This is a genomic window from Bradyrhizobium genomosp. III (assembly GCF_000261705.1).
In the GTDB taxonomy this organism is placed as follows: domain Bacteria; phylum Pseudomonadota; class Alphaproteobacteria; order Rhizobiales; family Xanthobacteraceae; genus Bradyrhizobium; species Bradyrhizobium ottawaense.
Genome location: NZ_AJQF01000476.1, coordinates 29,816 through 41,598 on the forward strand (window position 1 = coordinate 29,816; position 11,783 = coordinate 41,598).

At 59.6% G+C, this 11,783-nt stretch carries 9 protein-coding genes and 2 pseudogenes; 4 read left to right on the forward strand and 7 right to left on the reverse strand.

Features of this window, described 5'->3' with window-relative positions:
- The first annotated feature begins 223 nt into the window (after positions 1 to 223).
- Together IC66_RS0137610 and IC66_RS0137620 are read left to right on the forward strand one after the other, a co-directional pair.
- Positions 224 to 1,126 (forward strand): IS110 family transposase, encoded by a 903-nt coding sequence (locus IC66_RS0137610; RefSeq protein ID WP_018646331.1) that lies wholly within the window; start codon positions 224 to 226, stop codon positions 1,124 to 1,126.
- Between the two features lie 723 nt (positions 1,127 to 1,849).
- Entirely contained in the window at positions 1,850 to 2,779 is a 930-nt protein-coding gene (locus IC66_RS0137620) for a DUF2493 domain-containing protein (RefSeq protein ID WP_011091010.1), read from the forward strand.
- A gap of 324 nt (positions 2,780 to 3,103) precedes the next feature.
- On the opposite strand, the gene IC66_RS0137625 is transcribed toward IC66_RS0137620, so the two are convergent.
- Both IC66_RS0137625 and IC66_RS48695 read right to left on the reverse strand, forming a co-directional pair.
- Complete coding sequence (locus IC66_RS0137625; RefSeq protein ID WP_018646330.1) at positions 3,104 to 3,556, reverse strand: RNA polymerase sigma factor; 453 nt, start codon at positions 3,554 to 3,556, stop codon at positions 3,104 to 3,106.
- 174 nt (positions 3,557 to 3,730) lie between these two features.
- A pseudogene (locus IC66_RS48695) lies at positions 3,731 to 3,959 on the reverse strand (ISL3 family transposase); the annotation flags it as partial.
- Between the two features lie 9 nt (positions 3,960 to 3,968).
- On the opposite strand from IC66_RS48695, the pseudogene IC66_RS48700 reads away from it, so the two are divergent.
- Positions 3,969 to 4,463: pseudogene (locus IC66_RS48700) on the forward strand (transposase); the annotation flags it as partial.
- A 413-nt stretch (positions 4,464 to 4,876) separates the two neighbouring features.
- On the opposite strand, the gene IC66_RS0137635 reads toward IC66_RS48700, so the two are convergent.
- The 3 genes from IC66_RS0137635 to IC66_RS0137645 all read right to left on the reverse strand — a co-directional run bounded on the left by IC66_RS0137635 (position 4,877) and on the right by IC66_RS0137645 (position 8,146).
- Positions 4,877 to 5,380, reverse strand: coding sequence for a GNAT family N-acetyltransferase (locus tag IC66_RS0137635; RefSeq protein ID WP_011091014.1), 504 nt, complete (start codon positions 5,378 to 5,380; stop codon positions 4,877 to 4,879).
- Between the two features lie 82 nt (positions 5,381 to 5,462).
- Complete coding sequence (locus tag IC66_RS0137640) at positions 5,463 to 6,674, reverse strand: hypothetical protein (RefSeq protein ID WP_011091015.1); 1,212 nt, start codon at positions 6,672 to 6,674, stop codon at positions 5,463 to 5,465.
- Positions 6,671 to 8,146, reverse strand: a complete 1,476-nt coding sequence (locus IC66_RS0137645) for a coproporphyrinogen-III oxidase family protein (protein ID WP_016842696.1) — start codon at positions 8,144 to 8,146, stop codon at positions 6,671 to 6,673. Before IC66_RS0137645 ends, IC66_RS0137640 begins: the two co-directional genes overlap by 4 nt.
- A 1,318-nt stretch (positions 8,147 to 9,464) precedes the next feature.
- Between IC66_RS0137645 and IC66_RS47335 the strand changes: the two genes are divergently transcribed.
- Entirely contained in the window at positions 9,465 to 9,620 is a 156-nt protein-coding gene (locus tag IC66_RS47335; protein ID WP_018646329.1) for a hypothetical protein, read from the forward strand.
- On the opposite strand, the gene IC66_RS0137655 is transcribed toward IC66_RS47335, so the two are convergent.
- On the reverse strand, positions 9,617 to 9,895 hold the full coding sequence (locus tag IC66_RS0137655; RefSeq protein ID WP_011091019.1) for an HU family DNA-binding protein: 279 nt from the start codon (positions 9,893 to 9,895) through the stop codon (positions 9,617 to 9,619). The two genes, IC66_RS47335 and IC66_RS0137655, sit on opposite strands and share 4 nt — an antisense overlap.
- Before the next feature lie 237 nt (positions 9,896 to 10,132).
- Positions 10,133 to 11,479, reverse strand: a complete 1,347-nt coding sequence (locus tag IC66_RS0137660; protein ID WP_011084757.1) for an IS5-like element ISBj5_B family transposase — start codon at positions 11,477 to 11,479, stop codon at positions 10,133 to 10,135.
- Positions 11,480 to 11,783: the final 304 nt, after the last annotated feature.

Sequence of the window (11,783 nt, forward strand, 5' to 3'; positions counted from 1 at the left end):
TCGTGGACCGACTATTTTCCGTCGGCGGCAGAGCCGCCTTTACATCGCGAGGCAAAATAGTCGGCCCCCTTCGTTCCTCCGCTAACGCTCCGGCCCTCCGCTGCGCTGCGGGTGCAAGTCCGTTCCGCCCGCCGCTTTCGTCGCCATGAAGATCCTATGAGTGGCGACGGCGGTCCGTTTCGATACGATCGGCATTGCCAATCGTCGAAAAGGGAGCGATCAGATGAAATTAAATGGAGATGCTAACAAGACGACGAACAAAGTACTGAACGCAATCTTCGTCTCTGTCGAATTGAGCCGGAAGACTTGGCTCGTCACATCGCTGGTGCCGGGAACGGGGGAGAAGCTGTCACGTCACACAGTGATGGGTGGTGACATTGCGGGGCTTTTGGAACGTCTCGCCCGACTGAAGCAGAAGGCATTGGACAGAACCGACCAATCCTATCCCATCATCGTCATTCAAGAAGCTGGACTCGACGGCTTTTGGGTCCATCGGGTTCTGCAGGCCCAAGGGCACGAGAGCCATATTGTTGACGCCGCCTCGATCGCAGTTTCGCGGCGTCGTCGCCGGATCAAGACAGACCGGCTGGATGGAGAGACCCTCATCCGAGCCTTGCTGGCCTTTGAGCGAGGCGAGCCGCGTGTTTGCTCGATGCTGCGTGTGCCCTCGCCCGACGACGAGGACCGTCGCCGCATAACACGCGAACGCATGGTGCTGATGCAGGAGCGAATCCAGCATAGCAACCGAATCAAGGGCCTTCTCTTCTCGCAGGGCGTCACCGATTACGATCCACTCCGGCGTGGTCGGCGCGAGCGGTTCGAGGCTGTGCGAACCGGTGATGGACGAGATCTCCCGCAGCATATGAAGCGCCAGTTCGACCGGGATCAAGGAATCGGAAAGTCCGGAAACACGCGCCTGCGCTCCACACTGCTGGAGATGGCTTGGCTTTGGTTGCGTCATCAGCCCGGCTCGGCGCTCAGCCGATGGTTCAACGAGCGTGTCGCCCAGAATGGCGGCCGCTTCAAGAAAGTCATGATCACGGCATTGGCGCGCAAGCTCATCGTGGCTCTGTGGAAATACGTTAGCGCCGGAGTTGTGATCGAAGGCGCCATCGTTCGGCCATGACAACATCGCTTCCCAGTTCGGTCCGGGCCTAATCAGCTCGCCCGGAACCAGGGTGGACGACCGGATCGCGGCTTGGCTCGCACGCCGTCACGAAGAATGGTCTCGTCCTCTTGAGCCTTTGCCGCCGTAGGCGGGATTTTGGTGCGGCCGCATGCGCGGCGACCGGATGTGAGGTTGATACGTGCATTGGCGCGGATCAGCAGATCGGCTCAGACCTTGGGTTCGAGAGCGGGAAGCAGGCCGGTAAGGGGCAGCGCCGACGATATCGAGGTGCGCCCAATGCCAGCGTCGTTCTCGGCAGACTTGCCGACGAAGCCACCGTGCGGCCTCTCTCTTGGCTGGTCTGGCGCTGTCCGGCCTATGCCAGCAACGGCTTCGCCGACCTTCTTCCCCGGCGTGTGCCACGCCTTCCTCGCGAGACAAGAAGCTCGGCTATCGCCGTCCTCCGCTGTGCTGCGGCCCTCCGGGTGCAAGCCGGCCGTCCATCGCCTCTCGACCGCCATCGAGACCGCATCGGGTGGCTTCGAGGAACAGTCAGGAGAAACGAAAATGGCTCAGATCGGTACGTTCAATCACGGCGAAGATGGCTCCTACACCGGCACCAAGCGTCCGATTTGTACTCCACAATAATCTCGAGTTCACCACCGCTCATTCTTGCCTTGACCAAACAACTCTCATGTGAGGCCGCGATGGGCGCGGTCGATCCGACCAGGGAAAGCCGCAATGACCACCGACCACGACGACGATCTCGAGCCGCACCAAAGCTCATCCCCAACCGACCAAGTGCTCCAGGAACTCCAGCTCTTTGGCTACCGTCCCTTCCACGATGAGCCCGATCCCCGGCGGCTCCCTGAAGCGCGAGTCCTCGCCGGCAGCATCGTCGACATCTTCGATGCCCTCGTGGTGGAGCTGTCCGATACCCGTCTTGAGCCCGACCTCGAGGACCTGCTCTGGTCGACGGTGAACGTCTTCCACCGCGCCAGCGACAGGATCGAACGAGAGCTCGACGGCAATGAACTGGCCCAGCAGCGCTCCCAGCGCGAACAGGACGGCAGCGAGGTGAAATCCGTCGAATTGGAGCGCCTGACGGCGGAAGGTCAAACACTGATCGAGCGACGCAACGCCTTCGAGCTGATGCGCGACCAGGCCGCCGACGAGTTCGAACGCCACACCCATTCCGTCTGGCGGCCGCGCAACGGGTCGAGGGTCAACCACCGCAATCTGACCTCCGCGATGATCGACAGCCGCGACTTCCTGGTCGCGAAGAAGCGCGCCGACAATCAGGTGCTCATGCCGCCCGGACCGAAAGTCGCGCTGACCGGTGGTCTCGACTTCAACGATCACCGGTTGATCTGGGCCAAGCTGGACCAGGTGCACGCCAAGCATGCGGACATGGTGTTGCTGCACGGCGGATCCCCCAAGGGCGCCGAGTTGATCGCCGCCAAGTGGGCCGGCAATCGCAAGGTTCCGCAGATCGCCTTCAAGCCCGACTGGACGAAGCATGCCAAGGCCGCGCCGTTCAAGCGCAACGATGCGATGCTGGAGACGCTACCCATCGGCGTGATTCACTTCCCCGGTACCGGTATCCAGGACAATCTGGCCGACAAGGCGAAGAAGCTCGGCATCCCGGTCTGGAGGTTTGGCGGCGCGTAAGCGCTGCCGCAAACACTAACGGCTAGAAGCCTGCGGCTCGCTCAATGCGGCTGATTGTGCGATTTGAGCTGCGGCCCCGACGCGTCGGCCGCAGCCTTGCACCGGGTTTGCTCGGATCTTCGTTCAGATCACAATTTCGAGCAAGGCCCCCACTCTCGTCCCCGCGCGCGGCCTTGATCACCTCTCCGACGTCGAGGGCGGTGTTGGTAATTGTCCATCCTTGCAGAGCGGAGGTCTGCCGTACCTCCTCATCGCTCGCGGCGAGGATTTCCTCGCTCAGCGCTCCGAGCAGGCGGGCCAGATCGAGACTGGGGTGCTAGCGTGTCACTTACTCCAGTTTTGTTGATGGCGCAGCAGGGTGCGCCGCATCCGCCGTCGCGTCGTGTCGTAGTCGAGCTCGGACATATCATGGACCTTGCAGATTTCTCTGGCCGTCAGGCCATCGGCCATGCCCGCAATGATCTTCAGCGCCCGGGGATCGGCTTCGAACAGCCGATAGACGTTGGCCAACTTCTGGGCGGCGGCCAGGATCCGCTCCGGATCGGGCTCCTCATCGGCCTCGTCACCGGGCCAGCTTCTCTGGTCCGGATCATCTCGGCTCACAAGCAGCCTTTGCTCGAGCCGCGCACGCCGCCAATGGTCGTTGCAGATACTGCGCATGACACCCGACAGAAACGCAAGAATGGGTACGTCTGGCGGCCAGGGGCGCGAGCCGTCGAGAACGCGTGCGATCGCCTCGTGGAGGATGTCGTTCCAGCCAACTCCTCCCGGCAGCATGCGTGTTTTTGTTGAGGCTCGCACAATCGTGACGACCTCGAGGCTGCAGTCGTAGGCGGGAAGTCAGCTACCGTAAGAATCGCAATTCCTGAATAATATCAGGGCAAGCCTCACAAATCCGAGGCTCTCTTTTTGCCGCGGTAATTGCCTATGGTGTTCGGAGACGGTGACCCCGATTGCGCTGCGGATCTGGCGCATCGATTTGTGGACGGCATCGAGGAAGGCTCGACTGGCGTTCTCCATCAACGATCTGCGACCTGAACCGCGTGCGGCAGGGCCTTTGCCGCAGCTTCGCCATATCCCCCGCCGCGATCGCGATCGTGGGATGAGGGCGAGCCGGGCTTGGATCCGGCAGCAGGGTGACGATCCGGTGCCTTTCCAGGTTACAGATGATGCTGGCGTATCAGGTCGCGAGATCTTGAGTGGCGATCATCCACTGCTCGGCGTGATATCCCCGCTGCTGTTGATCCACAAGATCGACGACGAAGTCCGCGGACTGGCAAAACTGGACGAGACCGCACGCCGCCTGATGACGGTTCCTGGTGTCGGCGTGGTGACGGCCTTAAAGATCCGACATACGATTGATGACCCATCCCACCTTCGATCGGCATCAGCCGTCGGCGCTTATCTGGACCTTACACCGCGGCGCAGTCAGCCCGGCGCAACCATTGGCAAGATCTCTCGATGGGGTGGCCGGCTTCCCCGAACCTACTTGTTTGAAGCCGCGGCCGTCCTGCTTTATCGAACGAAGAAATGGTCCTCCCTCAACGCCTGGGGCATGAAGCTCGCAAAGCGGATCGGCATGAGGAAGGCAAAGGTCGCCATTGCGCGGAAGATCGCCATAGTTCTTCACTGCATCTGGGTCAATGGCACATCGTTCGACTGGGGTCAGGCGAAGGAAGCCTGACCCGGTTTGTCAGCTCCTGGTACGGTCCGCCGAACTAGCGATGTCCCGCTGGGACGGTGCTTGTGACGACCTCGTTCATTCATTCGGCTGGTGGCGGCTCGACCGTACTCCGCTGCAGACGTTGAGGCGTCCGCCCCGGACCTCATCATGAGGTGCTGCGCGACCTCGGAAAGGACCATGATCTCAGCGATGGCATCCGCAGGTCCAGGGCGCGTGCAATGCTTGGCCGACGATCATGTATCAGCTGCGCTCGCACCATCTCCACAACCCCGGCCAACGGCGCGAGCGCTACCGTCGTGCCGCAGGCGAATCCAGAAGGATTGCTTGACATTGAACTGCAAATTAAAGGGCCGAATGATAGTATTGCGCTAGGAAGCCGTCGATAGCACTGGGGGCCGGCGCGCCTGCCAGCCTTACTTACCTGGCATAGAGAACTCGTCCCGACCGGTGAGCCGCTTCTCGTAAAAGATCACCGCATATCCGTCCAGTATCCCTTCTCTGCGGCGAACATAGCCAGTGCTCTCATAGAGTCTTTGAGCCCCTACCTGGATCGTTGTCGTGTCGAGCACGATCTGCTTGAATTCCAGCGCAACGGCTCGCGATTCCAACTCACGAAGAATCCGTCTTCCAAGCCCCCGTCGTTGAAAGGAGGGATGGACCCGCATGCGCTTCAATTCTACGACGTCATTGTCAAGCGGTTTCAAGCCACCCATGGCAGCGAAATCGGAACCGATATGCGCAACCATGAAGTCGCCGCCTGACTTGATGTAGACCTCCCCGATATTCCGTAGATCATCGCCCCATGTCCCTTCCGGACTACATACACCAACATCCTGCGACGCGGTTGTATGCAGATGCCAGACATTATCGGTGTCCGCTGGCGCGAACCGACGAAAGATCACTTCGTCCTTAGACATCTATGATACTTTATCCTTTGGCATCGGACGCCGGTGCTCCGACACGATCCCGGGTTCTTCCGAGCAGATACTAATCCTCGGCCTACGGAGGCAGTGTCAATAGCCGCTGGCAAAGCACGACCTCAATACTCTCCGACGCCTCAACTCCGACAAGTGGTCGACCTGGCTCAACCGTGTGCTTCAGGGCCGCACGACGATGCATCCGGGTAAATCGGTCCAGCGCGCAAACACAGGCCTCGTGTAGTCTCTCGATTTCACGGCCGCCGCGCTCGACCACGGGCGAAATGGTTGCAGACCTTGGAAAGTCCGCTTTCCCTTCGAGCCAGGCTGGCTTGAGCCATGCATCCCTGTTGTCTGGCGACAGCCAACAGAACACCTTGCCAATGCTCGTCTGCGGATAGTATTCGGACAGCCGATATAGATCCCAATAAAATTGAGGTTTTTGACGAAATAGCTCTTCGCCGACCAGCAAAACCGAGACCGCGACAACGCGAGCCGAGAAACGGCCGCTTGGACCAAGCGTATTCCTATAAGGATTTTTTCCGTAGAACGCGCGAAACTGGCTGAACAGTTCTGGCGACATATGGTCCTCGAAACGCGTCAAAACATCTTGTGCGGACTCAAGCCGCGCCACGCATTGCGTAAGACATCGAGAAGCATCCGCGCCACCTAAGTCTCGCAAGTCGAGCAGCGCATCCATTGCTGACTGCAATTCGCTCTCGATCAGTTGATGGCCGGCGCAAAAATCACGCTCCTCGACGCCAACTGCGCCAAGGCAATACAGGCGGGGGTCGCTCTGTACCGGATTCGTAAGGATCATGTCTTCGTAGGAGAGGACACCAACGCTAGGCTGACGCTGGCACGTCAAGCTCGCCAGGCGGCTTAATTCCGCTCCCACGGTCAATTCGGCGTCAGAAGGATCGAGGCCGGCAAAGGCCGACATCTGATAAGTGCAATTGACGAGATACTGGATGTCTGTTTTGGCTATTTCGAAATCGCACTGCGGCAGCCTCAACAGCAGCCCGCTGTAGTCTGCCTCACCAATCATTGCGTTGACGCTACGCCCGAACGCCTTTATCGCTCCATTTGGTCGTTCACTACGTTGGATCTCCGCAACACAATGCGGCAGTTGTTCGACGGTAAAGTTGCTCACTGGTCCAAGCGGACGCTTTCGTTCACTTCGATCAATGCTATCAGTTAGATGAGAAAAAATGTCCTCCGAACGGTTGGGCGACCGTTCAGGGGCGACTGGCGAACCACTATCGACCGCAGTCGGGCGCACCACCGATGTCATTGAAAGACCTCTTTCATCTGAACACTTGAGCCGTATCTCGCCGCCGGCGAGTAATCATGTTTTTCGATAAGATCCGTTCGTTTGTCTGCTATCCGACCGTCATTGTATGCGACCTGCTCAAGCACATTATTCGAGAAGAACAGCAGTGACACTGCACCCGAATTGATAGTGCCGGCATCAGTTAACGAAAGGACGCCATCCTTCGAAATGCAGATGAGTCCTGCCTCCTTCAAGGCCCTTAGCTCGCGAGCAAAGTATACTTCAAGGGATACGCCAAATTCCCGTTCGAAGCGGGAGAGCAACACGCCGCTGCTTCGCAGGGCGAACATTAACGTCCTGCGCATGAGATCATCCTGCGATAGGACGACGCCTTTCCACACCGGTTTCTCGCCCGCTTCGACCCTGGACAAGTAGCGATCCAAATCCACTTCGTTGTAGAACTGACACTCGCTCATGAAACCAAATCCGCTGACCCCAAACGGGACCAGATTATTATCGTTCCAGGAATCGTATTTTCGGGCTTGTTGAAAGGAGTGCGGTTGCGACATCTTAGTCCAATAGAAAATCGGTCCATGGCGGTAGCCGAGACTCGTGAGCATATGCTCGGCCATAAAATGCATCATGACGCGCTCCTTCGCCCCGGCGAATTGATATCGTCCGCGCGCCAAGTGACGAGCTATGGGGTCGGTCGATTTGAACATCAATGGAAATATATTGAACTTTTCAACTTCCATATCGAGGAGGCCGATCAGAGAGCCGTACCAGCTCCGGAGCGTCTGCTGCGGCAATCCGTACATCAGGTCGAGCGACAGGTTCTCGACACCCATCCCCTTCAGCAACTTTACGGTTTGCATCACCTCGTCCACACCATGCCCGCGGTTGAGTATCCGCAAAATATCTCGATCTAGAGTCTGAACACCCAGCACGAAGCGGTTTACGCCGCCTTTAAGGAGAGTAGATATGCGATCGGCAGCGTCTGCCTGCTTGGCAAGAGACGGATGTAACTCGAAACTCACCTCCGAATTGGACAAGTCAAAGCGCTTCCCAATCATACCGAACAATGCTTTGAGCTGATTGTTCGTCAAGAATGAGGGAGTGCCGCCTCCAATGAAGGCTGTCTCAATTGCGCTGCCGGCCAGCGCCGCGTCTGACCAACTCATCTCCTTATCCAGGGCCGCCAAGTAGCGTTCGACTCGTCGGGGAGGAGGATTGATCTCCTTGCCGAAGTGGCAAAAGGTGCAGTTCTGATGACAGAAGGGGATGTGGAAATAGAGGTCAATCGACGGCGCAATGCGATCCAACAATATGTCTGGATTGATCTCCCCCATGGCCTTAAGGGGGGGATATGTGCCGACCAGGTAATCGTTAAACGTGTCGAGGTGCAAATTGCGCGACCTTAACATGTCAATGTTGATGTCGTACGAGCGGTCGATCGCGAATTCCAGGGCCTCGGAATAGGTCGGCGTACTCATCTTTCGTGCTCCTTAGGATTTTGCGTTAAGGCAAAGGTGCGATGGCAGTTCTGTTCGTTCGGCGACGACGTAAGGATGTCGCTGTCGGTGCGAACATTGTGCGCGCGGCGGCGCCGACGGGCGCGAGCATTCGTCGAGAGAATGATGCGCTCCCCACAGACGTGTTGGAAGCGGAGGTGGTCTCGGCGAATTCGCTCCGAGCCACGAAGCTTTCGCGCGACCTCCCTTCGCTCCTTTCTCCGCAGCCGCCACTTTCGCAGGGCGCCAAACCTCGTTTGCCTCTTGGGCGATGCCGAGATTGCCCCTGCAGGATCCTCCGCATGCCGCATGACAGCTCCAGCCAGCCACACTGGTTCGGGCCTGCTCGGGACTAATTGAGCCGAATGGTAGGTCGATCCGATCGTCTTGAGCGTCAGCCAATTTGGATGACGGCAACGACTCCGGCGTTGCGCCCGGCAAAGTTCGCGCCGCCCCCAACTCCACGTTGTCGCGGCAATTGCACTTATTCTGATCAGTCGAGCAAGTCTCATCTAAATCCCTGGGCCGACGACGGAGAGACCGCCACGGTCGGGCGGATCGGTCACCGTGTTCCAGCAAGCGACGTGCCATCAAAGATGGGCAACGCTTGCTTGAAAACAGGCGCAAACACGCGCTCCGGACCGCGAGGAGGTGAGGCTTGCGCTTCGGTGTCCAGTCTCGAACAAAAGAGCTTGAACCAGACACACCTGTGCAGCGCCTATCGTGACTGACGGCGACTAGTCTCTCTCAATCCGACGGTCGCCATCTTCAAGGAAGGCAGCGACGACGACGAAGAGGAATTCAGGCACGTAACTTGCGCGGTTGCGGCCACCGATCCGTTGGCAGCCGGGAAGTTGACCATGAAAGACTGCGGCGCCAAGGCTGCAACCCTAAACTGCCCGATCGAAGAGGAACAGTTGCAAAGGCTCGGCTTGGGCCCGATGAGCTGATAGCTATACAGGATGACGAGATCGCTCCAATCATCCCCTGACCCGGACGCCACTAAGCGCTGCACGGCGGCATCGCGGTGGGCCTCGTGGAATCGCCCAGATAGCGATACCTTCACCCGCCTCGCAGACGATTTTCTCGGTCGTCGGGGCCATTGCCGTCAGCATCACGGCCTTCGTCCGACTCACCGGAATGGCCGCAGGCGGACCAGCCAAACACCGCTTGACGCGCGGCTGATATCGGTAGGACGGTGGGGCCGCTCCAGGCATCCAGACTGGCACCAAGCCTTCATCATCGAGCCTGCGCTAACCGCGGCTTTAGCGCCGATGGTGCGAGCTCGGAAACAGAGATCATGGAGGACACCGTGGCGACCATCAGCATCTTCCGGAAGACCGGCAACAACGAGTTGACCGGTCCGATCCGCACGCTCGCCTTCAACGTCAAGGCACGGCCCGTCTCGCATCGAGAACCCTCGGACAAGGGGGCCGGCCTGCGCTCCTGCCTTTAGCCGTTCAGCACATCCTTGAGGGCCTTGGCCGGGGCGAACGTCAGCTTCTTCGCCGCCGCGATCTTGATCGTCGCGCCAGTCGAGGGATTGCGGCCTTCGCGTTCCGGGGTGTGCTTCACCTTGAACTTGCCAAAGCCCGGCACATTGGTTTCAGCGTCGCTCGCTGCTGCATCGGCGATAGACTTGAAGACACCGTCCACGATGGCCTTGGCTTGCGCCTTTGGCAGATTGTACGCCTTGGCGATCTCGTCGGCGATTTCAGTGGCGGTGGTCATGGTGTGACGTTCCTCGGGGATGTCGGTTGCAATTGGCTGCGCGCAGCCTCGGCGCTCTAAGCATAGAGGAGCGCGCATCGCAGCCACGTCAAGACGCGGCCTGGCCGCTTGCGCGAATTATCCCATGGATTCGGCTTACGTGAGCAGCTTTCGCGAACGGGTCTGGCGCGCAAGCCGGCGATTGGCTGCATTCTTCTGGGTGATGGCCGGAGCGAACTCGTCATAATTAGTCGTCCGTTAAGAAGCCGGATTGATCGAGGCTGGCCGGGCGAGCGTGCGCCATAGCTGGGCCAGGAACAGGCACAAGAGATATCTCAGCCAGGCGAGGATGCGGCGGAAGTTGTGTCCGACGGCTGAGAGGACGACGTTGGCGGCATCGCCGGCGCGGCCTTTGAGGTAGCAGCGCCCGAGGTGGCCTTCCGCCTTCAGGTGTCCGATGATGGGCTCGATGGCGGAGCGGCGGCGCAGCTCGCGCTTGATGACACCGAAAACGCCGCGCTTCTGGCCGGAGATGAAGACGCGACGGGGATTTTGTGCGTCGTGGCCGCGGTATCCCTTGTCGACATAGGCCCGCTCGATCGGACAGCCGGTGAGTGTCTCGGTGCGGTCAATGACGTCCCGCAAGGTGTGACCGTCGTAGGGGTTGTCGGGCAGTGCGCTGGCGTGCAGCACGAACAGGCCACCGGGAGCCCGGCGGTTGTTGGTGACGATGGAGGCCTTCACGCCGAACTCGTAAGGCGCGCTGGCCTTGCCCTTGCCGATGCACTCCACTTCCGGGGCATGGAAGGAATAGAGCTTCCAGCCGCGCTGGCGCTGCTGCTGCGAGCGGATCTGCGTGGCCCGGCCGAGCGGGAGGGCGAACGCCTGCTCCAGTGCTGGCTGGCCTTCGATCTTGCGGCGGATGTCGCGGATGATCCGGCCCAGCCGGCTACGCAGGATACGCAACTGCCGCTGATGCCGCCTGAACTGTTTGGCATGGGCGTAGCGGCCGGCCATCATCGCGGCGGCCTTGGCGATGCGAGCATAGGATTGCCGCAGCCTGACGCCGTGCCTGATCGCCAGGCGGTTGAGCCCCTTGATGGCCGCATGCAGCAGCTTGGCATCGGTCGGAAAGGTGATGGCCTTCGGCTGCACCGTGGTGTCGACCGTAACCCGCTTGAGGTCCTGGCTGCGTAATGCACCGGCCTCGTGCGCTACCCGCAAGCTCTCGGCCAGCAGCAACTCCAGCTTGTCGCCAAGCCGCTTGCGCCAATGGCTCAGGTCCGAGCGCTCGTGCGGGAACGTGTGCTGAAAGAACTCTTCCCCGGTGAAGAACTGGAAGTATGGGTCATGGACCCAGCGCTCGCACACCTCCTCATCGGACAGCCCGTAAATGTGCTTGAGCAACAGCAGACCGATCATGAAGCGCGTCTCGATCCCGGGCCTGCCGTTCTCGCTGTAGAGCGGCGCGATCTCGCCGTCGATCCAGTCCCAATCGACCTTGCCGGCGAGCAGAACCAGCTCGTGCTTCATATTGATGATCTGGTCGAGCCGAGCCCGGAACAGATCGTTCGATCCCGTCGTCTTGTGCTTCTTCGGCCGCATCGTTCCCTCCGATGCAGACAAGGAATCATGCTTCCCGCTTCGAGGGAATCCACGAAAACCAAATCGCAAGGTTCTGACGCCCAAAGCATCAAAACCTTGCAATCTGGAAATGCCCCTTAGCCCAAATCGAGATTCCCGATCAGTGGCTTAGTCCTTCTTCACGGACGACTAATTAGCGCGGCTCTTTTGTAGCGCGCGTTTGGCATCGGCGAGTTCGATTTCAACGGCCAATCCAAAATGTCTTGCAGTGGCAGACTTTCGAACTCCCTGAAATCGGGATAGGGGGAAGCCTCGCGGCTCCGCC